Here is a 23,305-nt window from a genome sequence, read left to right as displayed (position 1 = left end):
GCATGGAGGGCGTGAATGAGATTCGGCGCGGCACGCTTCAGGAGCAGACCTTCTACGAGCAGGTCGGCGGGGAGGAGACCTTCCGCCGCCTCGTCCACCGTTTCTACGAGGGTGTCGCCGAGGACCCGCTGCTGCGGCCCATGTACCCCGAGGAGGACCTGGGCCCGGCGGAGGAGCGGCTGACCCTGTTCCTGATCCAGTACTGGGGCGGCCCGACCACGTACAGCGAGAACCGCGGCCACCCGCGCCTGCGCATGCGCCACGCCCCCTTCACCGTCGACCGCGCGGCGCACGACGCGTGGCTGAAGCACATGCGGGTCGCCGTCGACGAGCTCGGCCTCTCCGAGGAGCACGAGCGGACGCTGTGGAACTACCTCACGTACGCGGCGGCGTCGATGGTGAACACGGCGGGCTGAGCCTGCCGGCCGCCGACGCGACCGTCAGCGGACGCTGACGTCGAGCGCGCCGAGCCCCGCACGTCGTACGGCGATCGACCCGTACGGCGTGCGCAGCCGCAGCCACGCGCCGGACGAGAGCAGGGCCGGCTCCCCGGTGGCGCGCAGGAAGCCCAGTGACTGGGCGGCGTGCACGGCCCGTACCGGCAGCTGGGTTTCCCCGACGGTCCGGGACCAGATCTCCCGCCCGATCCGGTCGAGTTCGCTGCGGGTACGCCGCTCGGCCGCCAGCTCCTGCGTACGCGACCGGAACTCGGCGATCCCCGCACCGATCATCGCCCGCAGGGCGTCGGGCGCGGGCAGCCCCGGCACCGGGCGCCATCCGCCGCGCGGCGGGAGCACTCCGGCCCACGGCGGCCCGGTCACGGCCTGGGGCACGACGGCGGTGGCCGCCGACTCATCGACGGACTCCAGGAGTTCACCGGCGGAGACGGTCACGTCCAGCGTGACGTCGAGACCGTTCTCGTACGGCTTGGCGAGGCGCACCGCGCGGATCGCCAGCACCTCAAAGGACGGGGGCCGTCCGAAGACCGCGAGCGCGGTGCCGGCCGCCTGGAGGCGCACCGCGGCTGACCGGTCGTAGTGGAGCAGCCGGGAGAGGAAGGCCGCGAGATCCGCCGCCTCCCCCTCGTCGGCGAGGTGGAGGACCGTCATGCCGCGACGGCCTCCTCCTCGTCGGCCTCGTCCATGTACTCCTGGAGGAACTCCTTCTCCTCCGCGGTGATCCGGCGCGGCCGCTGTGCCTCGAAGTCGAACGGCACTATCACCGTCGACGCCCGGACGTAGACGAGGTCGTCGTCCTTCACCTCGTAGGTGAGGGTGAAGGACGCGGCCCTGACCTGCGTGACCCACAGCTCGATGGCCACGGGCGCGTGCCGGTGGACGAGCTGCCGCTTGTAGTCGATCTCATGGCGCGCCACCACGGACCCCTGCTGGAAATCCTTGTCCGGGCGGAACAGGAAGTCGATACGGGCTTCCTCCAGGTAGCGGAGGAACACCACGTTGTTGACGTGGCCGTACGCGTCCATGTCCGCCCAGCGCAGCGGGCAGCGGTAGATGTGGCGCAAGATCGATCAGCCCCGGGTCAGCTTCTTGTAGGTGGCACGGTGCGGACGGGCCGCGTCCGGGCCGAGCCGCTCGATCTTGTTCTTCTCGTACGACTCGAAGTTGCCCTCGAACCAGAACCACTTGGACTCGCCCTCGTAGGCGAGGATGTGCGTGGCGACGCGGTCGAGGAACCACCGGTCGTGGGAGACGACCACGGCACACCCGGGGAACTCGAGAAGAGCGTTCTCCAGGCTCGACAGCGTCTCGACGTCCAGGTCGTTGGTGGGCTCGTCGAGGAGCAGCAGGTTGCCGCCCTGCTTCAGAGTGAGCGCGAGGTTGAGGCGGTTGCGCTCGCCGCCGGAGAGCACACCGGCCGCCTTCTGCTGGTCGGGGCCCTTGAACCCGAACGCGGAGACGTACGCCCGCGAGGGCATCTCGACCTGACCCACGTTGATGTAGTCGAGCTCGTCGGAGACGACGGCCCAGAGGGTCTTCTTCGGGTCGATGTTCTCGCGGCTCTGGTCGACGTACGAGATCTTGACCGTGTCGCCGACCTTGATGTCGCCGGAGTCGGGCTGCTCCAGCCCCTGGATCATCTTGAACAGGGTGGTCTTGCCGGCGCCGTTCGGCCCGATGACACCGACGATCCCGTTGCGCGGCAGCGTAAAGCTGAGGTCGTCGATGAGGAGCTTGTCGCCGAAGCCCTTGCTGAGGTTGTTGATCTCGACGACGACGTTGCCGAGCCGCGGACCCGGCGGGATCTGGATCTCCTCGAAGTCCAGCTTCCGCATCTTGTCGGCCTCGGCGGCCATCTCCTCGTAGCGGGCCAGCCGCGCCTTGGACTTGGCCTGCCGCCCCTTGGCGTTGGAGCGGACCCACTCGAGCTCTTCCTTGAGCCGCTTCTGCCGCTTGGCGTCCTTCTGCCCCTCGACCTTGAGGCGGGCGGCCTTGGTCTCCAGGTACTTGGAGTAGTTGCCCTCGTAGCCGTGCAGCCGGCCGCGGTCGACCTCGCAGATCCAGCCCGCGACGTTGTCGAGGAAGTACCGGTCGTGGGTGACGGCGACGATGGTGCCCGGGTACTTGGCGAGGTGCTGCTCCAGCCAGTTCACGGACTCGGCGTCGAGGTGGTTGGTGGGCTCGTCGAGCAGCAGCAGGTCGGGCGCCTCCAGCAGCAGCTTGCACAGCGCGACGCGGCGCTTCTCACCGCCGGAGAGGTTGGTGACGGCCCAGTCGCCGGGCGGGCAGCCGAGGGCGTCCATGGCCTGCTCGAGCTGGGCGTCCAGGTCCCACGCGTTCGCGTGGTCGAGCTCCTCCTGCAGCTTGCCCATCTCGTCGAGCAAGGCGTCGGAGTAGTCGGTGGCCATCAGCTCGGCGATCTCGTTGAACCGGTCGAGCTTGCCCTTGATCTCGGCGACACCCTCCTGGACGTTCTCCAGGACGGTCTTCTCCTCGTTCAGCGGCGGCTCCTGCAGCAGGATGCCCACGGTGTAACCGGGCGACAGGAACGCATCACCGTTCGACGGCTGCTCGAGGCCCGCCATGATCTTCAGAACGGTCGACTTACCGGCACCGTTCGGGCCGACGACGCCGATCTTCGCACCCGGAAGGAAGTTCAGGGTGACGTCGTCGAGGATCACCTTGTCGCCGTGCGCCTTGCGCGCCTTGCGCATGGTGTAAATGAACTCAGCCAAGAGAAACCGTCCGGCAGCTTGAAATCTGGCAGTGGGCAGATACACCCCATCTTGCCCGACCGCCACCCCTGGGGGGAAACCAGTATGGGCGGGGGGCGCTTACCTGGGGTTTCGCCGTCGAGGGCCGGAGTGGGGACCGCGAACGGGCGGCAGGACGAGGCAACGGTGTGATTCCCGGCGCGCCGTTCGGACATGTCCCGATTTTTCACATTAGCCTCTCGTAACTGTACGAAGTCGATCTCCCACAGATCGCACCCACCTCACTCCATCGGAGATGACATGCACAAGCTTCACAAGGCTGCCGTCGTGGTCGTCGCCCTTGGCAGCGTCGGTCTGCTGAGCGCCGGCACCGCCACCGCCCAGGGCTTCGACGGGCACGGGCACGGCGGCAAGGGCGGGGACAAGGTCAGTGTGCTGCAGAGCTCCCAGTGCAAGTCGCACGACCTGAACGTCGACGTCCTCGGCCAGGTCGGCATCCTCAACGGCGCGCTCGGCAACGCGCTCAACGGCGAGGGCAACACGGGCGCGCAGGACACCCACATCGGCTCGACGATGGGCTGCGACAACAGCGCCTTCTGAGCCCCGCCCCAGGCACGGGGACTCCGGCCACGTCTCATGCCGTGACGATCTCGGTGTGGGACGTGGGGGCGGGTGCGGACCGGTGCGTCCCAGGCGAGACCTACCGGTGGAGTACGGGCTGTGACGGGCGGCCCATGGGTTGTTCCGCCGATGACGGCGCACCGAGGCCCGCCGTACCGCACCGGCTCCCCGGAAAGATCAGGGCCCGATCCACGCAATGGATCGGGCCCTGACCGGTGTTCGGCCTCAGGAGTCGCTCACTCCTGTGTCGAGGCCTCCCTCTTGCGTACGACGATCAGGGCCGCGCCGCCGATCACCACCAGGCCGATGGCGAGCCCCGCGATCAGGGGCGTCATGGAGGAGCCGCCGGTCGCCGCGAGGTTGGTGTCGTCGGGCGCCGAACCGACCGTGGCGGGGCTCGGCTCGCTCAGGGTCTGCGTGACGCTGCCCGCCGCGTCGGCCTCGCCCACCTGGGTCATGCAGTCCAGCACCCCGGTGAACCGCTTCTGGAAGCCGTTCGGCCCCTCGATGGTGAAGTCGTAGGCCTGGTCCTCCTGGAGCGGGACCGTCACCGTGCGCGAGGTGCCCGCCGGAATGCTGTGCTCGATCCCGAGCAGCTCGAAGGTGAACGGCGCGTCGCCCTCGTTGGCCGCGGTGATGTCGACACCGCCCTTGTCGCAGTTCTCCGCCGCGGACAGTGCCGGTATCGCACCGCTCTCCGCCCAGCTCGCGCTCGCCGTCGCCGAGACGGTCGACTCGCTGGAGCCGGCCAGGATCTGCGTCTGGCTGCGGCTCTCGGCCGCGAAGGCACGCCCCACCGGCACGGTCGTCGAGGCCTGCACGGTCAGCTCGGCCTGTCCGTCCGCCGCCTTCTCGGGCACGTCGAAGAACACCTGACCGCCGTCCGCGGCGGTCGTGACGGCCTTGCCGTCCTTGTCCACGATCCGCACCCCGCTGGTGGCGGCGTCCGCGGGCGGGGTCAGCGTCACGCCGTCCGCGTTGGTGTGCACCGTCACCGGACCGAGCCGCTCACCGGCGTGTCCGGAGACCGCGGGCGGGTCCAGCCTCAGCGACGCCTCGGGCTCGGCCACGCCCCGCGCGTTCTTCTCCAGATAGTCCGCGAGCTGCTCGGCCTGCGGGTCGACGGCGTCGACCTTCACCCCGTCCGAGTAGCGCCAGATGGCCACCTGGGTGCCGGCCGCGGCGTCCTGCTCGGTGAGGCCGCCCTTGACGCCCGCCTTCCCGGCCAGCGCCGCGAGGTCGTTGACCTGCGGGTAGGAGTTCTGCAGGATCCAGCGGATCTTGCCGGAGTCCTTGTTGGCGCCGAGCGAGGTGCCGCTCCAGGGCGTCTCGTGGTACTTGGCGCCGCGCTGGGTGGGGTTGTGGATGTCGACGCAGTACGTCTGCAGCATGCCGCCGCCGTCGACGGACATCTCGAACAGCCCCGCCGAGATCTCCTGGTCGCCGGAGTCGGCGTGGACGACCGCGGCGCCGTATGTCTTCAGGCCGCCTATCGTGGCGGTCGCGCCGCCCTGGCTCGGCACTGTCGCGTCGGCGGCGGGTGCGGCCACCGCGGTGCCGGCGCCGGCCAGCACGGTGGCGGCGGCAAGCCCGGACGCCAGGGTCGCGGCGGCGAGGCGGGCCGCCCCTCGCCCACGCGCCGACAGCGCTGAGAACGCAGCAAACACAGAATTCCCTTTCGAGCAGGACCCGTTGACGTGGGGGTACGGTCCCACCAGCAGAATCTTCAGGCCCCGAGAGCCATGCCCGGCATCCTAGGGACGCGGCGCGCCACCCTTCCCCGTGATCCCGTCGCAGGGCCGATCCGACTCGGAATCGTTATCGTCAAGATCTCTCGCGAGCAGGGCTTATCGACAAATCCACCGGGGTCGTTCGGCGCGCATTCGTCGATAAGCCGCAGTTCGGTCAGGTTTCGCTGGTGACTGACGTCACGTCACCGCAACGGGCTCCCGGGCCTGTTGGGGCTCGCCGTCGGCGGGCGGCGTCTCCCAGTCGGGCTCGGGTCGCGCGGGCGCGGCAGCGGTCCCCGCGGCGCCCACCGGGACCGCCCCCGCCTCCGGCTTGGGCGCGCGCCGGAACGCCGACGTGCCGCGTGCGAGGTCGTGGCCGATGGCCAGCGCGTCGATGTCCGCCGAGGTCCAGCTCTGCCCCTCCCGTACGTCCGAGCGCACCTTGAGCCTGCCCTGCACCACGACCGGATCGCCCACGTTCAGCGACGCCGCGGCGTTGGTGGCGAGCTGGCGGTTGGCCCACACCGTGAAGAAGTTGGTGTGGCCGTCGGTCCACTCGTTCTTCCCGCGGTCCAGGTAGCGCGAGGTCACCGCCAGCCGGAAACGGGCGGACGGCCCCGTCGCCAGCTCCCGGTACACCGGCTGTGTCGCCACATTGCCCACCGCGCAGATGATCGTCTCGTTCATCTCGAACCCCTCCCTCGCCCGGCCGCTCCCGGCGGGCGGATACGCGTACGGGCCCGTCCCGTACGGCAGCGTCCGGCCGACCGCGTCGTCGCGATCATCGCGATCGCCGCGATCGCCGCGAAGCCAGACTGCCTCCGTCGGGCCGAGCCCGCTGAGCCCTGTGGACCACCGCCCGCCTGTGGATATCTCCGCCACCCGAACGGGTGCCCCGCCTCGGCTCACCGCCCCGTGGTCCCCACCCCCATCACCCTCCCGTACTGCTCCCGAACCTCCCGATACCGCAGCAGCTCGGCCGCCACCGGATCCAGCACCCGGGCCCGCCCGCACCCGGCCGCCGCCTCCCGCAATCGCCGTTCCGCCTCCAGTCCGTACCGCCGGGCCGGCCCCCGCGCCGCCATCCGACAGCCCCACTCGACGAGCGGACCGCCGGCGATGCCGGCCACCATCAGCAGCACCGGCACGCCCAGGTTGGGCTCCATGACCCCGACGATCTGCGCCACCAGCCAGAGCCCGCCCACGACCTGAAGGATCGTCATGGCGGCCTGCACCAGGACGGCCGCCGGCCACCAGCCCGGCCGCGGCGGCCGCCCCGGCGGGAGTCCGGCCCGCGCGGCCATCTCGTCCAGCGCCTCGGGCAGCCCCTGCGCCCCCCGTACGGCCGCCTCGCGCACCGCCTGCGCCCATGGCGTCGGCAGCCCGGCCGAGGCCCGCTCGGCGACCGTGCGCACCGCCTGCTCGACGCGCTGGCGCGCGGTGGCCTCCTCGTCCGTCTGCGTCCGCAGGGACAGCCGCCCCGTCGGCGGTTCGCTCCGGTCCTGGTACCAGCGGTACAGCCGCAGCCACGGCGTCCCGCACGCGCGGTTGGCGTTGCGCAGCCAGGCCCGCTCGGCGGCCTCGCCCGCGGCGGTGGCGCCGATGGCGTCCGCGAGCCTGGCGGAAAACTCGTCGCGCGCCTCCTCGCTGAGCCCGGGCCGCCTACGGGCCGCGTACACGGGCCGCAGCCCCAGCCCGGCGGCGTCCACGTCGGCCGAGATCCGGCGCGCCGCCGCCCCGCGCTCCGCCACGAACTCGCCGAGCGCCTCGCGCAGTTCTCCGACGCCGTCCCCGGTGAGCGCGGACAGCGCGAGCACGACAGCGCCGGGTTCGCCGTGCTCGCCGAGCGCGATGCCGTCCTCGTCGAGCAGCCGCCGCAGGTCGTCGAGGACCTGGTCGGTGGCCTCCCCGGGCAGCCGGTCGGTCTGGTTGAGGACGACGAACATGATCTCGGCATGCCCGGCCATGGGCCGCAGATAGCGTTCGTGCAGAACGGCGTCGGCGTACTTCTCGGGGTCGACGACCCAGATGACGGCGTCGACCAGCCCCAGGACACGGTCGACCTGTTCGCGGTGCTGTACGGCCGCCGAGTCGTGGTCGGGCAGGTCGACCAGGACCAGCCCGCGCAGCTGCCCGTCCGCGACCGAGTTCTGCGCGGGGCGCCGCCGCAGCCGGGGCGGGATGCCGAGCCGGTCGATGAGACCGGCCGCGCCGTCGCTCCAACTGCACGCCAGGGGCGAGGCGGTCGTCGGCCGCCGTACGCCCGTCTCCGAGATGGTCACCCCGGCGAGCGCGTTGAACAGCTGCGACTTGCCGCTGCCCGTGGCGCCCGCGATGGCGACGACCGTGTGCTGCCCGGACAGCCTGCGCCGCGCCGCCGCCTCGTCGAGCACCCGGCCCGCGTCGCCGAGCGTCTTGCTGTCCAGCCGGGTCCGTGAGAGCCCGACCAGTTCACGCAGCGCGTCGAGCCGCGACCGCAGCGCCCCGTCGTACGCGAGCGGCGTCACGACCTGCGAACCGGCGGAGGCCCGGGGCTCCACGACGGCGGGCGGCTCAGCGGGAACGCCTTCGTTCACCCGCCGCGCGATCAGGCCGTCGTCCCAGGGGGTCGCGGACTCCGCACCGGCGGAGGACTCCGTGCCGACGGAGGACTCCGCGCGGTCCGACGACTCCGGGCGGGAGGCGGACTCCTTACGACGGGACGGGGACTCCGTACGGGACGGTGGCTCCGTACGGGACGTTGGCTGTGTACGTGGCGGTGACTCCCTGCGAGAGGCCGGCTCCTTGCGAGAGGCAGCCTCTTCGCGCGACGCGACTTCCTTCCGCGCCGAGGGTTCCTTGCGGGACGAGGCATCCGTACGGGACGAGGCATCCGTACGACGTGAGGCGCCGCCGCCCTCGTTACGGCCACGGCCACCGGGGTCGGGGACGCTCCCGCGCGCGGGCGTGTCGCAGTCGGCCCTGCGGCCGCCGGGGTCGGGGACGCTCGCGCGTGCGGCCCCGCCACCGTCCCTCCGATGGCCGTCGCCCGAGTCGGGGGCGTCCTCGCGCGCGGGCGTGTCGTCGGCCTCCACGCGCGCGTGGCCGTCGCTCGCCCGACCGCCGTCCCATTTGGCCAGCTTCCGCCAGAGCTTGCGCTTGTCCGGCTCGTCGTCGGCCACGAAGTCCTCGCTCTCGCCGGGCTGCTCACCGCGCGCGCGATCGTCGTTCGAGGGGAAGCCGTTCGTGGAGGCGCGCTCCACAGGGATGTCGTTCACGCGATCGTCGTCCTTGGTGGCGCCGTCCTCCTGCTGCTGATCGGCGTGTTCCGTGTGGTCATGGTCAGTGACGGCGGTCACCGGTCACCTCTCCTTCTGCAGTACGGACAGCGCGGCGATGAGTTCGGCCTGGGGATCCGGGTGGACCTCCAGGGCGTCGAGCGGGGCGAGCCGTCGCTCGCGTTCGTTGTGCATCACCCGGTCGAGGTGCTCGGTGAGCAGCCGTCCGGCCCGGTCGCGCAGCCGCAGCGCGCCGTGCGCCCCGATCCGCTCGGCGAGCCCCTCCCCCGCGTTCCGCGCCCGGCGGCTGCCCAGCAGGGCGGTGGCGACGAGGGCGGTGACGACCTCGGAGTCCGGGGCGACGCTGCGGTCGAGGTAGCTCACCTCGTCCTCGGCGTACTCCTCCAGCTCGCGCCGCCAGCGCCGTACGGCCACGCCGATGCGGTGCTCGACGCCGGCCGACTTCGGCTCACGGGCCGTCAGTTCGGGAGCGGCGGCGGCCGGTTCGCGGCGCCAGACGTCGTCGACGCGCTCGTCGGCGGCGGTGACGGCGCACAGCAGGAGGGTGCTCAGGCTCTCCACCAGGGAGTCGAGCAGCTCACCGGCGGAGCAGTCGAGCGGGAAGGCGCGCCAGCGCTTGAGGGCGTCGCCGGCGAGCACGGCGCCGGCCTGGAGCCGGGCACGCACGCGTGCGTACTCGCTGTCGTAGGCGCTGTCCACGGCGGCGGTGAGCCGCAGCGCGGCCGAGTACTGGGCGGCGGCGGCACTGGCGAGCTCGGGCACACGGGCCTTGAGGGAGTCGAGGAGGCCGTACGCCGTGCGCGCCATGGAGTGCTCGCGGGCCGACGGGTCCTGGGTCTGATGGGTGAGCCAGGTGCGCAGCGAGGCCACCGCCGTGGCCGGCAGCAGCCCGCCGCCCCAGGCCGACTCGGGCAGCTCGGGCACGGTGAAGCGGGGTACGTCGCCGAGGCCGGCCTTGGTGAGGAGGGCGCCGTACTGCCGGGAGACCTCGGACACGACCTGGTGGGGAACCCGGTCCAGGACGGTCACGAGGGTGGCGTCGTACTCCTTGGCGGTGCGCAGCAGGTGCCAGGGCACGGCGTCGGCGTACCGGGCCGCCGTGGTGACCATGATCCAGATGTCGGCGGCGCAGATCAGCTGGGCCGCGAGGACACGGTTCTCGGCGATCAGGGAGTCGATGTCGGGCGCGTCGAGGAGGGCGAGGCCGGCCGGCAGGCTGTCGGCGGTCTCGATCCGCAGCACGCGCGCGGCGTCCTCACCGGGCAGCATCAGCTCCTCGCCCGGGTCGTGTTCGGGTACCCACACGCGCGTGAGGTCGGGCAGTACGCGCATCCCGCTGAACCAGTGATGGTCCTCCGGGTGGCACACCAGCACCGGATTTCGCGTGGTCGGTCGCAGTACGCCCGCCTCCGTCACGCGCCGACCCACGAGGGAGTTCACGAGCGTCGACTTGCCGGCGCCGGTGGATCCTCCCACCACGGCCAGCAAGGGCGCTTCGGGCTCTTTCAGGCGGGGCACCAAATAGTCGTCGAGCTGCGCGAGCAGTTCGTCGCGGTTGGCACGCGCGCGTGGCGCCCCCGCCAGGGGCAGCGGGAAGCGTGCGGCCGCGACACGGTCGCGCAGGGCGGAGAGTGCGTCGAGCAGCTGAGGCCGTACGTCCAAGGTCACCACATGCGAAGAATGCCCAATTTTAGGGGAATTCTGAAGCATATGAGCATGTCTGCGCGCCGATAGGACACAAGGGACGGAAGGGGCGACCGGGACACGGGCACAGTCCAGGCATAACGAGTGCACAACACCGGAGGCGCGAGAGGCCAAAAGCGGTGCACGATTCGTACCTGCCTGCGATTATCAGGACCGCTTCACCGAACCTCCACATCGAGCCACGGAGGCGAAGCAACAGGGACACGGATGCGGGAGCCCTATCCTTGTCCCCGGCAACGTCACGGATCAGCCCACACCCGGGCACCACGACAGAGGCCACCACGACCGGCCCCCGTAGCTCAGTGGATAGAGCAGGCGCCTTCTAAGCGCTTGGCCGCAGGTTCGAGTCCTGCCGGGGGCGCCCAGTCTCCGCCCTCCCATCGGGAGGGCGTTTTTGCTGTTCAGAGGCTGTTTATCGGGCTCGGCGGAGCAGCTTCGCGGGTGCGGGTGGGCCCTCGGACGGAGTCGGCGAGTGTCCGGCTGGGGAAACGATTTCGTCCGGCCCGCAGCGGGTGTTCTTCCCGAAAACTTCCCCAAGTCAAGGCTCGGATTCCCAGGCGCCGCCAGAGGCCCTCCGTGACCGCTGGCGCGAAGAGGGCGAACCAAACGATGGCAAATCGGCATACGGGTTGAAGGAGGGATGGATGTCAGATCATCCTTGCCGCCATGAGTCTCGTCTCCACCTCCTTCGATGTGCCCGCGATGGGCGACTACGCCTACGACTGGGCCTTGGTTGATGTGGAGACGTCGGGTCTCACAGCCCGGCGAGATCGCGTGCTGTCCGTCGCGGTGATCACGATCGGCCCGGACGGCGAGCAGACCGGGGAGTTCTCGACGCTGCTCGATCCAGGGTGTGATCCGGGACCGGTGGAGGTGCACGGGCTGACCGTCGAGCGACTGCGCGGTGCGCCGACGTTCGACCAGGTCGCCGGGCGGATCGGGGCGATGCTTCAGGACCGGGTCCTGGTCGCCCACAACGCCCAGTTCGACTACGACTTCCTGGCCTACGAGTTCGCCCGTGCGCGGATGTGGCTGCCGGTGTCGCAGCGGCTGTGCACCCTGGCGCTCAATCGCCAGGTGGATCCGCCGACGGACGACATGAAGCTCGGCACCCTCGCCGCCCATTACGGCGTCCCCCAGCAGCGGGCGCACGATGCGCTGGACGACACCCGAGTGCTGGCCGGGATCCTGCGGGCGTCGCTGCGCGAGGCGGCGCGGCTCGATCTGCCCCTGCCGCTGGTGACCTGCCCGCCCCGGGCGGAGTCGCAGTTCACGCCGAAGCCGCCGAAGACTCCCTGCGCCTACCGCAATCCGGGACGGCTGACTCCCGGCGGGCCTCTCCAGCAGGGTATGAAGGTCGCGATCACCGGTGAGACCGCCCATGCCCGGGCGGAGCTGGTCGGGCGGGCGGTCGCCGCCGGGCTGAACATGATGACCACCGTCAGCCGGCACACCAGCGTGCTGGTCACCAATGAACCGGCGTCCGGTTCGGCAAAGGCCCGACGCGCAGTCGCCGAAGGCGTGCCGGTTATCGACGAGCACGCCTTCCTGCGGTTACTGGCCGACGTACGACCGGGGACGGCGCATGAGGCGACGGCCGTCACCGTCGCCCTGGTGGCCGAGCCGGAACCAGAACCCGTCGGCACACCCGTGGAGTTGGCGCCCACCACGACCTCTGCCGTACCCGCCCCGGAAGCCGCAGCTCCGCCCACGGCCGCACCCGGTGCGGGGGTACCCGCTCCGCGCCAACCGGTGCCCTCCGTCGTCACCTTGGACAGGCCTCTGGCCGGGCATCGAGTGCTGGTGCTCGGCGGCATCCATGCCGATGCCGCGGCGGCTCGTACCCGCATCGTCGAACTGGGCGGATCCGCGGCGGTCAACCTGTCCGCCAGCGTCACCGACGTCGTACTCCTGGAGGGAGGGCAGGGCGACCAGCGCATGAGCCGCATCACCGCCCTCGGACTCCCCGTGCACGACCTCCACTGGCTCACCGCTCCGACCGCCACCGCTCCGACCGCCACCGCCCCGGCCGAGGCGGCGCTCCGGCCTCAGGAGCCGCACGTGATGCCGAGAGGCGGTGTCATCGACCTGCCCACGCCGCACGGCAGACCCACGCAGGAGTGGTATGTCACCGCTGGCTGGGCCTCGCGGTCCGGCTATGAGATCGACGTCGTCGCCTTCCTCCTCGACGAGGACGAACAGGTCACCTTCGACGAGGACTTCATCTTCTACGGCGCTCCTGAGAGCCCCGCCGGAACGGTACGACTGCTGACCGGCGGCCCTGCCGAACAGACCATCGCCCTCAACCTGGCCTCCCTGCCGCCCGCGACGCGCAAGGTTGTCGTCGCCGCGGCCATTGACGGCGCCGCCACCTTCGGGACGGTCGGTGCGATCCAGATCGGTGCCGCGCCCGGTAGTCGCGGGGCACCGCTCGCCCGGGCAACCCTGGACGCCGCCACCACCGAACGCACCATGCTGCTCGCGGAGATCTACCGCAGAGGTCCGGTGTGGCGCCTACGAGCCGTCGGCCAAGGCTACGACCACGGTCTCGACGCCCTCGCACGCGGATACGGAGTCGACATCGCCGAGTGAACGCCGGCGCCGGAAGCGGAGATCTGCGCGTCCCTGCGCCCGGGTCAGGCCCGGCGACGCGGTGCGAACGTGGATCCAGGCTTGGGCACCGGCATGCCGGGGGACGGCCCGGCGGGCAGTCGCTGGGGCCTTCGATGCGCTGCTGGAGCTCGGCGAGCCGGCCCGTGATGCAGCGGGCGTAGGTGGCGAGCAGGACAGGGACGGTGTTGCCTGCCTGCCCACTCGGCGACCCGGGCGGGCGGGATGCCGCTGTTGAGCCAGGTGGTCAGGCAGGTGTGGCGCAGGTCGTAGACGCGGGCCTTGTTCCAGGCTCGGCGGAAGACCGATCCGGCCGGCAGCCCGCCCTTCTCGCCGGGGAAAAGGTCGCCCGGCTGGAGGCCGTCCCATTGCAGGGACGCCTCCGAGGCTCAGAGGCAGTTCTTCCGGCAAGGCGCGCCAGGACCGCTCAGCCGACCGGGTCTGATTCACACCAGTGAGTCGATCCACTCCTGGAGGCGGCGCACGTGGTCGGCAAGGAGGGCCGGGTCGCGCAGGGCGTGGGCCAAGAGCGCGCCTCCCTGCACGCCGGCGAGGAGACCGACAGCGCACTCGCGCGGGTCGGCGGTGTTCATCCGGCGGAACTGGGCTTCCGCCCAGTCGAGGATGAGACCCATCAGCTGCGCTGCCTCGCGGTCGAGACCGTCGTCCCGGCGGCCGAGCTCCTCGCTGAGGGTGCCCAGTGGACAGCCGTAGCGGGCGACGAGGTCGTGCATCTCGACCCACCGGCCCGCGAGCGCTTTGAGGCGGGCGCTGGGGTCGGCGTGCGCGTCGAACGAGTGGAGCATGGCCCGGACTTCGCCGATCCGTGCCTCGACGACCGCACGGAGCAGGTCGTCCTTGGTCTTGAAGTAGTAGTACACGTTGCCCGGCGGGACGTGCGCCGCCTCGGCGACCTGCGCGAGCGTGACACCCAGGACGCCCTGGCGGTGTACGAGATCGCCGGCGCCGGCGACGAGGCGCTCCCGTTTGCCGCGATCCCGTTTGGCTGAGTCAGTCATCTCACTCAGAGGATAGCGAAGCGAGGGACTTGCTGCTAGCGTGCGAGTTAGTGAGTCAACTAACTAACAAGCGCGCGACTCACCGACATATCGCTCGCGGATCCACTGGAGGTCTCCCGCCATGGCGCCGACTGCTTCCGAACCGCCCGTCTCCGAACCGCCCTTCCTCGCCACTCGCCGCGGTGTCTTCACGCTGCTGCTCCTGTGCGCGGTCCAGTTCCTGGACATCGTCGACTCCTCGATCGTGAACGTCGCGCTGCCATCCATCCGGCACGACCTCGGCTTCTCTCAGCAGAACCTGCAGTGGGTGATCAGCGGTTACGTCCTCACCTTCGGTGGCTTCCTGCTCCTCGGCGGCCGCGCGGCCGATCTGCTCGGGCGCCGCCGCATGCTCGTCGCCGGTACATCCCTGTTCGCCGTGTGCTCGCTGGTCGGAGGGCTGGCCCCGGACAGCGGCACGCTGATCGGGGCCCGGATCGTCCAGGGGATCGGGGCGGCGATGATGGCCCCCGCCGGGCTGTCGATCCTCACCACCACCTTCACCGAGGGCCGCGAGAGGGCCAAGGCACTCGGTGTGTGGGGAGCGGTCAGCGGACTCGCCGCCGCCACCGGTGTCTTCCTGGGCGGCGTGCTCTCGGAAGGGCCCGGCTGGCGCTGGGTGCTCTTCGTGAACATCCCCGTGTGCGCGTACGTGCTGGTCGCGGCCTTCCGCCTGATACCGGGCGAGCGGCGGCCCGCCCGCCCGGCCACGTTCGACCTGCCCGGCGCGATCCTCGTCACCGGCGGCATGCTGCTGCTCGTCTACGCGCTCGTACGAGCACCCGAAGTCGGCTGGGGCAACGCCCACACCATCGGTGAACTCGCCACCGCCGGGATCCTCCTCGCCGCCTTCGCGTTCAACGAACGACGCGCCCGCACCCCCCTGTTCCCCTTCTCCATCCTCCGCATCAAGGGCCTGGCCGCCGCCGACGCCACCCAGCTGATCGCATTCGCCGGGTTCATCTCACTGTTCTTCTTCCTCACCCTGTACATGCAGAACGTGCTCGGCTACTCACCCATCCAGGCCGGCTCCGCCTACCTTCCCGTCACGGTCGGCATCGGCATCGCGGCGGGGGTGTCCGCCCAGCTCATCCCGCGGATCGGCACCCGGCCCGTCATCGTCGCCGGCGCGCTCGTGGCGGCCGGCGGCATGTACTACCTCTCCCGCGTCCCCGTCGACGGCTCCTACCTCGCCGATCTGCTGCCCGGCCTCGCGGTCATGTCGTTCGGACTGGGCGCGATCTTCACCACCGTCACCGCCGCCGCCAACGCGGGAGTGCCCGCGAACAAGGCCGGACTCGCCGCCGGCCTGCTCAACACCTCGCTGCAGATCGGCGCCGCGCTCGGGCTGGCCGTCTTCTCCGCCATCGCCACCGCGCGCACCGACGACCTGCTCGCCGCGCACACCGCCCCCGCGGAAGCGCTCACCTCAGGATTCCAACGAGCGATCCTCGCCACGAGCCTCGCCCTGCTCGTGGCCTCCCTGATCGCCCTGGGCACCACCAACACCCGCAGCCAGGAACCCCCCACCGCTTCCGAGCCCGGTCCCGCCACGGCCGCTCGCCGCGCCCCCGCGACGGCCGGTACCGAACCGGAATCGGTCGAGTAGGCGCTTCTGCCCCTACCGCGAACGTGACATCCGACGGACGCGGTCCAGCGACACTCTGGCGTCGATGCCGTCGGACGCCTCTGCCGGCGCGCCTCGTCGAGCACGACCAGGTCAGCGAGTTCGCTCGCCGTGGCCGGTGGTGATGAAGGCTGCGATTCCGGGCCACCAGCGGTCCACCGAACGTCCCGCAATCAGCATGGGACCGCAGCTCGCTGGTCGCACTCGGCACGGCACACGATCTGACGGCATCCGGCGACACCCGTATCCCGACCACGCGGAGATCCTGGGAGCGGCTGATCCACGACGCGGTGACCGGAAGCCACCCCGGTGACGGTCTGCCCACCGGCCAGGGCCCTGTCCTGATCGGCGGCTTCTCCTTCGCCGCCGCTGTGGCTACCGCCGCTACCGCGGAGAAACCGTGGACCACTCCATTTCCCGAGGCACTGATGTGGGTGCCGGGCCTGCAGATACGCGGCTCTACGGCCCTTTCCCCGATGGCGGAACTGCGCGCCGAGCAGTGCGTGCCTGAGGGAGACGCCACCCGCGTCGATCGTGCACCGCAGCTACCGTCCCGCAAGCCCTCGGCCTCCCGTGAACTGCCCCCTGCCGAGCAGGAGAAGGACCTGGTTGGGCAAGCCGTCGACCAGATCGGCCACGGCGCCTTCGAAAAGGTGGTCCTCGCCCGGGAGGTCGAGGTGACCACGGACATACCTTTCGACCTTCCGATGGCGCTGGAGCGGCTGCGCCGCACCTACCCCGATGCCACGGTGTTCGCCGTCGGACACGGCGAACACACCTTCATCGGTGCCACACCCGAGTACCTGGTGCGTCTGAGTGACAGAAACGTGCGCGCCCTCGGGCTGGCAGGCACCGCACCCCGTGGCTCGACGGCCCGGCTCGACACCGAACTCGAGAAGCAGCTGACGGACAGCGCGAAGATCCGGCATGAGCACGACGTCGTGGTACGCATGCTCGTCAACGCGCTGCGTCCCACGTGCGCGCGCGTCGAAGCGGGCAACGGGCCGACCGTGCTCAAACTGGCCAACGTTCAGCACTTGGCGACGGTGGTGGAAGGACAAGACGTCCAGCCCGGACTCGGGATCCTGCAGTTCGTCGAACGCCTCCACCCCACACCCGCCCTCGGCGGACATCCACGCGAGGAATCACTGAACTGGCTCAAGCAGCGCGCTGGTCCGCAACAGCACCGCCTCCCTCTACGCGGGCTGCGGCACACGAGATCCAGCTGGAGATCCTGCGTGCCAGCATCTGCGGAACCGACGCGGACGAATTCGCCACTGGGCCGCACTTGATCCCCCTCACCACCCCGCATCCCGCCAGCGGCCATGTCGGCCCGCTGGTCCTGGGCCACGAGATGGTCGGGCGGGTGGTGGACGTCGGAGCGAAGGTCACTGAGCTGACCGCCGGTGACGTGGTCGTGCCGGGTTCGGGCGTCTCCTGTGGGACGTGCCGGTGGTGCCGCGCGGGCCGGACCAACCTCTGTGCCGGGTACTACACGGTGGGACTGCACGTGGATGGTGGTCTCGCCCAGCGGGTGAACGTGCCCGCGCGCATCAGCCGCTCCGTCGGAAGCTGCCCGGCTGACGTCGCGATCATGGCCCAGCCGCTCGCCGCCGCTCTGCACGCGGTACGCGGCACCGAAGCGGAACCGGGCGTGAAAGTCGCCGTGATCGGGCTGGGCGGCATCGGTTCCCACGAGGTCTTGAAACCGCCACGAAGGGGGTGAGTCGCGGCGGCCACATCCGGCTGGTCGGCCTGCACCGTGACCCGTCGCCCTTGAACCTGACCAGGCTTGTCCTCGATGAGATCCGGATGTCGACGTCAAAGGTGCACATCTGCGACCAGGACTTGCCGGAGGCGCTCGCCTTGCTCAACGATCATCCGCACATCGCCTCCACGTCACTCGACGCGGTCATCAGTCTGGAGGACATCGTGGCTGCCGGGCTGATGCGCATGGCCGCCGGTGATGCCGCCGGGAAGGTGGTCGTCAAGCCCTGACTGGACCTGCAGAAAGGCCGAGCCCAGGGGCGACGCACGAGCGCCGCGGCCGCTTCTCCACCGCTGCCTTGGAGCAGGGCCGACTGCGGGCCTACGCCGGTTCCGTCGACGGCTGCGCTCCACCCCTGCCATCCGGCAGTCCCTGGTCCGGGAGTTGGCGCGGGCCGCCCTGAACGTCCCGTCGCGGGTGTCACCCCTGCCGGACGACCGTCACAGATCGGTCCCGCCACTGGCATCGAGGTACTGCCCCGTGACCCAGCGGGAGTCGTCCGAGGCGAGGAACGCCACCACGTCCGCCACATCGGAAGGCATGCCGATCCGGTCGAAGGCGGAGCGCGCGGCAAGGGCGGCCCGCGCCTGCGGTGTCGTCCGGCGCCGGGCGTTCATGTCCGTCTCGATGAAACCGGGTCCGACCGTGTTGACGGTGATGCCGCGTCCGGCGAGTTCCTTCGCCAGGCACAGGGTCATCGTGTTCAGCGCCCCCTTGGACATCGCGTACGCGACGGACTCGGGGAAGGCGCGCCGTGAGGCCAGCGAGGAGATGTTGATGACACGCCCGCCGTCCCGCATCCGCGGCAGCGCGCCCTGCACGAGGAAGAACGGTGCCTTGGCGTTGACGGCGATCATGCGGTCGAAGACCTCGGGAACCGCCTGCCCGATCGGTCCCGAACCGCTCACGCCCGCGTTGTTCACGAGGATGTCGAGCGAATCCGCACCGTCGGCCGCTGTGTCCGTGTCCGTCTGCTCCCGCACCCCGGCGTCGAAGGCCGCGAAGACGGCGTCGGCGTCGCCCGGCACCCCGAGTTCCGCCCCGACCGGGAAGGCCCGGCCGCCGTTCTTGCGTATCTCCGCGACGACGTCCAGCGCCGCGCTCTCACTGTGGCCGTAGTGGACGCCGACCAGCGCCCCGTCGCGGGCGAGTCGCTCGGCGATGCCTCTGCCGATTCCCCGGCCGGCTCCGGTGACCAGTGCGATCTTGCCCGTCAGTGTGCGTTTGGTATTCACGAAGGCCTCCCCAGGAACTCCCGGTACCACGCGGCATGCTCCGCCACGCTCCCCGCGAACCCCACCCCGGGATCGACCCCGACGTCCGCCCAGAAACCGCCGTCCGCGAACCAGTGGTCCACCGCGAGCATCCCGAGGTGGTGCAGCGCGCGCGGCTGGCCGGCGAGTCGTGATCGTGCCTCGTCGAGGTTCAGGGGTGCGCCCGGAAGTCGTAGGCCGAGGCGGTCGGCCACCGTGTCGAGGAGGATCGAACTGTCCACGGGGTGCGGGTGGTTGACGTGGTGCGCGCCCGCCAGGTCGCGGGCCGACAGGCCGGCGGCGACCACCGCGCGCCCCAACGCCCGTACGTCGACCACGGAATGGCGCGCCGTGCAGTCCTTCAGGCCCGCCGACAGCGCTCCCAGCAGGGCGGCCAGCCCGGGCACGACCCAGCGGTCGCCCGTCCCGAGCACCAGGTGCGGGCGCAGCACGACCCCGCCCGCGTCCAGCACATGCCGCTCGGCGGCGGCGCGGGAGCGGCTGGTCGCCGAGGCGGGTGCGAGCGTCAGGTCGGCCGGGTGCGCGTCGGTGAAGGGCCCCCGGCCGTAGACCGCGGCCGTACTGACGTAGACCACGCGGGCCACGCCGGACCGCGTCGCCTCCTCGACCAGCGCGCGGGTGCCGTGGTCGTTGACGGTCTCGGTGCGCCGTTCGTCGTCGCCGATGTGGGAGGCGCAGTGCAGTACGACGTCGACGCCGTCGCAGACACCGCGCAGCGACCCCGGGTCGGCGAGGTCCCCGCGCACGATGTCCGCCGCCGGGGTGGTGTCCGGTGGCGGGCTCGCGGGGGTGCGCAGCAGGAGCCGGAGGCGGGACGGTGCGGTGTCCGTGTCCTGCCCGGCTTCGCTCAGCTCCCGCAGGGCGGCGAGGACATGGCCCCCGACGAAGCCGCTTCCCCCGGTGACGAGGATGCGTGGTGGCAAGGTGAGGGCCTCCTTCTCGGCCGGCGATCCGCAACACCGCGGTCAGTCGTAAGTCCCGTCAGTCGTCAGCCGTAAGTCGTCAGCGGTCCACCGGTCCGGACGCCGCGGCCGTCACCGTACAGCTGAAGACCTCGGCGTCGTCCTGGAGGCCGCGCACCTGGACCGTGGCCGGGTCGGGGTCGTCCTTCGGCAGAGGGTCGGCCTCGATCCAGCAGGGGCTGTCGAGTTCGGCGTACCGGGCGAAGACCATGTCCATGTCGGTGACGACCATGAGGCCGGGGAAGAGCGAGAAGGCCGTCGCGGCCTGGCGGGCGGCCTCCAGCAGCACGAAGCCGGGCACATGGTCGTTCGGCCTGCGGAACAGGGTGGGATGCGCGGTGTTGACCCTGAGCTGCCAGGCGCCCGGGCGCGGGGAGGGGGCGAGGACGACGGCCGCGGTGTCCCTCCGACCGACCGCCCCGGGCGGCAGTGCGGGCAGCAGCGGTACGGAGCAGCCGGTCAACGACAGCCGCTCACCGCGCAGTCGGCGGTAGGCCCGGTCCGTGACGCAGTCGAGCCGCCCGTCGGCGGTGGCGACGACCCGGCCCTGCCGGCGCAGCACCATCGCACAGCGCATGCCCGCCAGGCGACGGCCGCGACGTCGTACGTCACCGCAGGTGAAGTCGGCGACGGCGTCCTCGGAGGACCGGTCGAGCACCAGCCCGGCCGGCGCCGCCGAGTACCGGATGCGCTGCATCACGAACCGGTCGCCGATGGGCACCGCGAACGCGGCGTGGGCCAGCAGCATCGAGCCCTGGCGCAGTATCTCCGGTATCAGCAGGGGGTCCTGGAAGCGTCCGGCCACCTCGGTGAAGAACCGGTGCCGTCGCGGCCAGCGGGCCCGGACCTGGAAGCGGGTGTCGTCCAGTCGGCGCCAGGCGGTGGGGAAGGCGTCCCGCGCGTCGGGCCGGTGCACGTGCTCGCCGCTTATCTCCGTGTGCCATCCGGCAGTCGCGGGGGCGGGTCCGGCGGGGCCCGCGGTTTGCTCGTCCCGTGCCGAGGCGTCAAGAGATCGCACGTGGTCCATGGCTCCCCCCGAGTCATTCGCCAGAGCGAGGCGCTCCCGCCCGCCGAGTAACCTACGTGTGATCCGGTTTTCTTTTCAATACGCCACGTAGCGCGCCGGCGTGCACACGGTGGAGGGACCCATGGCCCGGCAGGACCGCGCGATCAGAACGCGCCGTTCGATCCTCGAGGCGGCCGCGGGGGTGTTCGGCGAGCGTGGATACGCCTCGGCCACCGTGGAGGAGATCCTCAACCGGGCCGGGGTCACCCGGGGCGCCCTGTACTTCCACTTCGCCTCCAAGGAGGAGGTCGCGCTGGGTGTGCTGGAGGCCCAACTGCCGCTCGACCGGCTGCCCGAGAGGTCCAGCAAGCTCCAGAGGCTCGTCGACCACGGCATGGTCATGGCGTACCGGTTGCAGCACGATCCGCTGGTGCAGGCCGGTGTCTCCCTCGCCCTCGACCAGGGCGCACGTGAACTGGACCGCGACGCCGCCTTCCGCGCCTGGAGCGAGCAGCTCCGGCAGATCCTCACCGAGGCGCGGGCCCAGGGCGAGCTGCTGCCGCACGTCGACGTCACCGACACCGCCGAGTTCCTCACCGGCGCCTTCGCCGGCGTCCAGGCGATGAGCCAGGCCAGCTGCAACCGCGCCGACCTCGGCCGCCGTGTCTCCGTCCTGCTGCGCCACGTCCTGCCGAGCATCTCCACGCCGGCGCTGCTGGCGGCCCTGGACCTCTCCCCGGATCGGGGCAGGCGGGTCTTCGAGGAGTACGAGGCCGGCGCCCGGGAAGCCGTCCCGCCCATGATGGGAAGTCAGCGGACACCTCCCCCTGCCCCCCTGTAACCCGACCGACCGGTCTGATTACACCCGGCCCCGGCCCCCGGCCATGGAAAGGAACCACCGTGCGGCTGCGCTGTGCTGTGCTCGACGACTTCCAGAACGCGGCGCTGGAGGCCGCCGACTGGTCGCCGCTCGCGGACGAGGTGGAGGTCGTCCCCTTCACCTCCCACTTTCCCGACGAGGACACCCTGGCCGCGGCCCTCGCCGACTTCGACATCGTGGTCACCCTGCGCGAACGCGTCCCGTTCCCCGCCTCCCTGATCGCCCGACTGCCCCGGCTGCGGCTGCTGATCGCCTCCGGCATGCGCAACTCGGTCATCGACTACGCCGCCGCCGAGGCGCACGGCGTCACCGTCTGCGGCACGGCCAGCTCCGCCACGCCGCCCGTCGAACTCACCTGGGCCCTGCTGCTGGGCCTCGCCCGCGGCCTCGTCGAGGAGAGCAACGCGCTGCGCACCGGCGGCCCCTGGCAGCGCACGGTCGGCGCCGACCTGCACGGCCGCCGGCTCGGCCTGCTGGGCCTGGGCAAGATCGGCAGCCGGGTGGCCCATGTCGGCCTCGCCTTCGGCATGCACGTGAGCGCCTGGAGCCAGAACCTCACCAAGGAGTACGCCGACGAGGTGGGCGTCCATCTGGCCGCGTCCAAGGAGGAGTTGCTCGCCGACAGCGACTTCGTCTCCGTCCACCTCGCCCTGAGCGACCGCACCCGCGGCCTGCTGGGCGCGCCCGAGCTGGCCCTGCTCAAGCCGACGGCGTACCTGGTCAACACCTCCCGCGCCGCGATCGTCGACCAGGACGCCCTGCTCGCCGCGCTGCACGAGGGCCGTATCGCCGGCGCCGGAGTCGACGTCTTCGACATCGAGCCCCTGCCCGCCGACCACCCGATGCGCACGGCGCCCCGGCTGCTCGCGACACCTCACCTGGGATATGTCTCGCAGGCCAACTACGCGACGTACTACGGCCAGGCGGTGCAGGACATCCAGGCGTACCTGGCGGGTTCACCGGTACGGCGGCTGCCCTGAGGCCGCCGCGTCAGGCGCTGTCGGCGGCCTCGCCGTGCGGCGCCCGCGCCGGCCTGCGGTAGACGCCGTCGCTGCGGTGCAGATGGTGCAGGTCCACCAGATAGCGCCGGAGCGTCACATGGTCGATGTCGTCGCTGTCCTCGCACCAGGCGCGCAGCTTCTCGTTGACCGTGCGCTCCGGGTACTCGACACCGGGCTCGAAGGTCTGCTCGGCGATGTGCCGCAGGACCAGCTTCTTGCGGGTCCACCATGCGGGCAGCCGGACCAGTCGCCCGTCCCGGACGAAGGTCCGCAGCACCATGTCGGCCCGTGTGTCCCCGGAGGCCGGGTCACCGGCGGCCCGGGGGTCGCCCGCGCGCTCCGCCGCCGCCCGCGCGTACTGCCTGAACAGCCCGTACGCGATGCCCAGTTCGCCGCCGTCCCCCGCGCCCACCACGCCCTGCTCCCGCAGTCGGCGCAGCGCCACGGCCGTCTCCCTCGGGGACAGCCCCGCCGCCCGGGCGACCTGCTCGGCGCTCTCGGAACCCAGCGCCACGGCCGCGAAGGCGCGTACCCGGCTCTCCTCGGCGAACAGTCTGACCAGTTGTTCCGTCGGATCGGTTGCCATGAGCGGAGGCTAGTCGACATCGGCGGCC

Annotated in this window: 21 protein-coding genes and 1 tRNA gene; 10 read left to right on the top strand and 12 right to left on the bottom strand. The window is 71.2% G+C overall.

The features are described 5' to 3' along the window. Nucleotides 1-2: 2 nt before the first annotated feature. Nucleotides 3-416 (top strand): globin, encoded by a 414-nt coding sequence (locus IM697_RS07715; protein ID WP_194045941.1) that lies wholly within the window; start codon nucleotides 3-5, stop codon nucleotides 414-416. A gap of 24 nt (nucleotides 417-440) precedes the next feature. Here the strand turns inward: IM697_RS07715 and IM697_RS07710 are convergent, their stop codons facing one another. From IM697_RS07710 to ettA, 3 genes are read right to left on the bottom strand one after another with little or no spacing between them, the layout of a single operon-like run. Then, nucleotides 441-1,109 carry a DUF8185 domain-containing protein gene (locus tag IM697_RS07710; protein WP_194045939.1) on the bottom strand — a complete coding sequence of 223 codons (669 nt, stop codon included), beginning with the start codon at nucleotides 1,107-1,109 and terminating at the stop codon, nucleotides 441-443. Then, the gene (locus IM697_RS07705) at nucleotides 1,106-1,522 is read right to left on the bottom strand and encodes an acyl-CoA thioesterase (RefSeq protein ID WP_194045937.1); all 417 of its coding nucleotides are present in this window, start codon (nucleotides 1,520-1,522) and stop codon (nucleotides 1,106-1,108) included. The genes IM697_RS07710 and IM697_RS07705 overlap by 4 nt, the downstream gene beginning before the upstream one ends. 6 nt (nucleotides 1,523-1,528) lie before the next feature. Further along, complete coding sequence (gene ettA, locus IM697_RS07700; protein ID WP_194045935.1) at nucleotides 1,529-3,193, bottom strand: energy-dependent translational throttle protein EttA; 1,665 nt, start codon at nucleotides 3,191-3,193, stop codon at nucleotides 1,529-1,531. A 279-nt stretch (nucleotides 3,194-3,472) separates the two neighbouring features. On the opposite strand from ettA, the gene IM697_RS07695 reads away from it, so the two are divergent. Further along, a complete protein-coding gene (locus tag IM697_RS07695) occupies nucleotides 3,473-3,772 on the top strand; it encodes a hypothetical protein (RefSeq protein ID WP_194045933.1) in 300 nt (99 codons plus the stop codon). Nucleotides 3,773-4,029: 257 nt separating this feature from the next. Here the strand turns inward: IM697_RS07695 and IM697_RS07690 are convergent, their stop codons facing one another. The 4 genes from IM697_RS07690 to IM697_RS07675 all read right to left on the bottom strand — a co-directional run bounded on the left by IM697_RS07690 (nucleotide 4,030) and on the right by IM697_RS07675 (nucleotide 10,472). Further along, nucleotides 4,030-5,460 carry a Cys-Gln thioester bond-forming surface protein gene (locus IM697_RS07690; protein ID WP_194045932.1) on the bottom strand — a complete coding sequence of 477 codons (1,431 nt, stop codon included), beginning with the start codon at nucleotides 5,458-5,460 and terminating at the stop codon, nucleotides 4,030-4,032. Nucleotides 5,461-5,721: 261 nt separating this feature from the next. Further along, nucleotides 5,722-6,210, bottom strand: a complete 489-nt coding sequence (locus IM697_RS07685) for a single-stranded DNA-binding protein (RefSeq protein WP_194045930.1) — start codon at nucleotides 6,208-6,210, stop codon at nucleotides 5,722-5,724. A 218-nt stretch (nucleotides 6,211-6,428) separates the two neighbouring features. Next, nucleotides 6,429-8,861, bottom strand: coding sequence for a YfjP family GTPase (locus IM697_RS07680; protein WP_194045928.1), 2,433 nt, complete (start codon nucleotides 8,859-8,861; stop codon nucleotides 6,429-6,431). Between the two features lie 3 nt (nucleotides 8,862-8,864). Then, nucleotides 8,865-10,472: a dynamin family protein gene (locus tag IM697_RS07675; protein ID WP_194045926.1), complete on the bottom strand. Its 1,608-nt coding sequence runs from the start codon at nucleotides 10,470-10,472 to the stop codon at nucleotides 8,865-8,867. Between the two features lie 321 nt (nucleotides 10,473-10,793). Between IM697_RS07675 and IM697_RS07670 the strand changes: the two genes are divergently transcribed. Both IM697_RS07670 and IM697_RS07665 read left to right on the top strand, forming a co-directional pair. Beyond that, nucleotides 10,794-10,866, top strand: a tRNA-Arg gene (locus IM697_RS07670). Nucleotides 10,867-11,171: 305 nt separating this feature from the next. Then, nucleotides 11,172-13,097 (top strand): TerD family protein, encoded by a 1,926-nt coding sequence (locus IM697_RS07665; RefSeq protein WP_194045924.1) that lies wholly within the window; start codon nucleotides 11,172-11,174, stop codon nucleotides 13,095-13,097. A 464-nt stretch (nucleotides 13,098-13,561) separates the two neighbouring features. Here the strand turns inward: IM697_RS07665 and IM697_RS07660 are convergent, their stop codons facing one another. Next, nucleotides 13,562-14,134 (bottom strand): TetR/AcrR family transcriptional regulator, encoded by a 573-nt coding sequence (locus IM697_RS07660; protein WP_194045922.1) that lies wholly within the window; start codon nucleotides 14,132-14,134, stop codon nucleotides 13,562-13,564. Nucleotides 14,135-14,255: 121 nt separating this feature from the next. On the opposite strand from IM697_RS07660, the gene IM697_RS07655 reads away from it, so the two are divergent. From IM697_RS07655 to IM697_RS44510, 4 genes are all read left to right on the top strand, one after another. Beyond that, nucleotides 14,256-15,782 (top strand): MFS transporter, encoded by a 1,527-nt coding sequence (locus IM697_RS07655; protein WP_194045920.1) that lies wholly within the window; start codon nucleotides 14,256-14,258, stop codon nucleotides 15,780-15,782. A 308-nt stretch (nucleotides 15,783-16,090) separates the two neighbouring features. Continuing rightward, nucleotides 16,091-17,092 carry a chorismate-binding protein gene (locus IM697_RS44520; protein WP_228044558.1) on the top strand — a complete coding sequence of 334 codons (1,002 nt, stop codon included), beginning with the start codon at nucleotides 16,091-16,093 and terminating at the stop codon, nucleotides 17,090-17,092. Then, nucleotides 17,020-17,526 (top strand): alcohol dehydrogenase catalytic domain-containing protein, encoded by a 507-nt coding sequence (locus tag IM697_RS44515; RefSeq protein ID WP_228044894.1) that lies wholly within the window; start codon nucleotides 17,020-17,022, stop codon nucleotides 17,524-17,526. Before IM697_RS44520 ends, IM697_RS44515 begins: the two co-directional genes overlap by 73 nt. Then, a complete protein-coding gene (locus IM697_RS44510; protein ID WP_228044556.1) occupies nucleotides 17,523-17,798 on the top strand; it encodes a hypothetical protein in 276 nt (91 codons plus the stop codon). Before IM697_RS44515 ends, IM697_RS44510 begins: the two co-directional genes overlap by 4 nt. A gap of 210 nt (nucleotides 17,799-18,008) precedes the next feature. On the opposite strand, the gene IM697_RS07645 is transcribed toward IM697_RS44510, so the two are convergent. The 3 genes from IM697_RS07645 to IM697_RS07635 all read right to left on the bottom strand — a co-directional run bounded on the left by IM697_RS07645 (nucleotide 18,009) and on the right by IM697_RS07635 (nucleotide 20,822). Beyond that, on the bottom strand, nucleotides 18,009-18,803 hold the full coding sequence (locus IM697_RS07645) for an SDR family oxidoreductase (RefSeq protein WP_194045918.1): 795 nt from the start codon (nucleotides 18,801-18,803) through the stop codon (nucleotides 18,009-18,011). Continuing rightward, entirely contained in the window at nucleotides 18,800-19,765 is a 966-nt protein-coding gene (locus tag IM697_RS07640; protein WP_194045916.1) for an NAD-dependent epimerase/dehydratase family protein, read from the bottom strand. Before IM697_RS07640 ends, IM697_RS07645 begins: the two co-directional genes overlap by 4 nt. 79 nt (nucleotides 19,766-19,844) lie before the next feature. Beyond that, nucleotides 19,845-20,822: a ScbA/BarX family gamma-butyrolactone biosynthesis protein gene (locus tag IM697_RS07635; protein WP_228044554.1), complete on the bottom strand. Its 978-nt coding sequence runs from the start codon at nucleotides 20,820-20,822 to the stop codon at nucleotides 19,845-19,847. A gap of 130 nt (nucleotides 20,823-20,952) precedes the next feature. On the opposite strand from IM697_RS07635, the gene IM697_RS07630 reads away from it, so the two are divergent. After that, a complete protein-coding gene (locus IM697_RS07630; RefSeq protein WP_194045912.1) occupies nucleotides 20,953-21,651 on the top strand; it encodes a ScbR family autoregulator-binding transcription factor in 699 nt (232 codons plus the stop codon). A gap of 59 nt (nucleotides 21,652-21,710) precedes the next feature. Continuing rightward, complete coding sequence (locus IM697_RS07625) at nucleotides 21,711-22,670, top strand: D-2-hydroxyacid dehydrogenase family protein (RefSeq protein ID WP_194045910.1); 960 nt, start codon at nucleotides 21,711-21,713, stop codon at nucleotides 22,668-22,670. A 10-nt stretch (nucleotides 22,671-22,680) separates the two neighbouring features. Here the strand turns inward: IM697_RS07625 and IM697_RS07620 are convergent, their stop codons facing one another. Then, nucleotides 22,681-23,277 (bottom strand): DUF2087 domain-containing protein, encoded by a 597-nt coding sequence (locus tag IM697_RS07620; RefSeq protein ID WP_194045908.1) that lies wholly within the window; start codon nucleotides 23,275-23,277, stop codon nucleotides 22,681-22,683. Nucleotides 23,278-23,305 lie beyond the last annotated feature (28 nt).

The sequence above is a fragment of the Streptomyces ferrugineus genome, assembly GCF_015160855.1.
In the GTDB taxonomy this organism is placed as follows: Bacteria; Actinomycetota; Actinomycetes; order Streptomycetales; family Streptomycetaceae; genus Streptomyces; species Streptomyces ferrugineus.
The sequence above is the reverse complement of the archived record's forward strand: the minus strand, read 5'-3'. Positions and strand labels throughout refer to the sequence as shown.

Coding starts and splice junctions, on each gene's coding strand:
- IM697_RS07630 (WP_194045912.1), top strand. CDS start 20,953: ATGGCCCGGCAGGACCGCGCGATCAGAACGCGCCGTTCGATCCTCGAG.
- IM697_RS07710 (WP_194045939.1), bottom strand. CDS start 1,109: ATGACGGTCCTCCACCTCGCCGACGAGGGGGAGGCGGCGGATCTCGCG.
- IM697_RS07660 (WP_194045922.1), bottom strand. CDS start 14,134: ATGACTGACTCAGCCAAACGGGATCGCGGCAAACGGGAGCGCCTCGTC.
- IM697_RS07685 (WP_194045930.1), bottom strand. CDS start 6,210: ATGAACGAGACGATCATCTGCGCGGTGGGCAATGTGGCGACACAGCCG.
- IM697_RS07695 (WP_194045933.1), top strand. CDS start 3,473: ATGCACAAGCTTCACAAGGCTGCCGTCGTGGTCGTCGCCCTTGGCAGC.
- IM697_RS07665 (WP_194045924.1), top strand. CDS start 11,172: ATGAGTCTCGTCTCCACCTCCTTCGATGTGCCCGCGATGGGCGACTAC.
- IM697_RS07655 (WP_194045920.1), top strand. CDS start 14,256: ATGGCGCCGACTGCTTCCGAACCGCCCGTCTCCGAACCGCCCTTCCTC.
- IM697_RS07620 (WP_194045908.1), bottom strand. CDS start 23,277: ATGGCAACCGATCCGACGGAACAACTGGTCAGACTGTTCGCCGAGGAG.
- IM697_RS07715 (WP_194045941.1), top strand. CDS start 3: ATGGAGGGCGTGAATGAGATTCGGCGCGGCACGCTTCAGGAGCAGACC.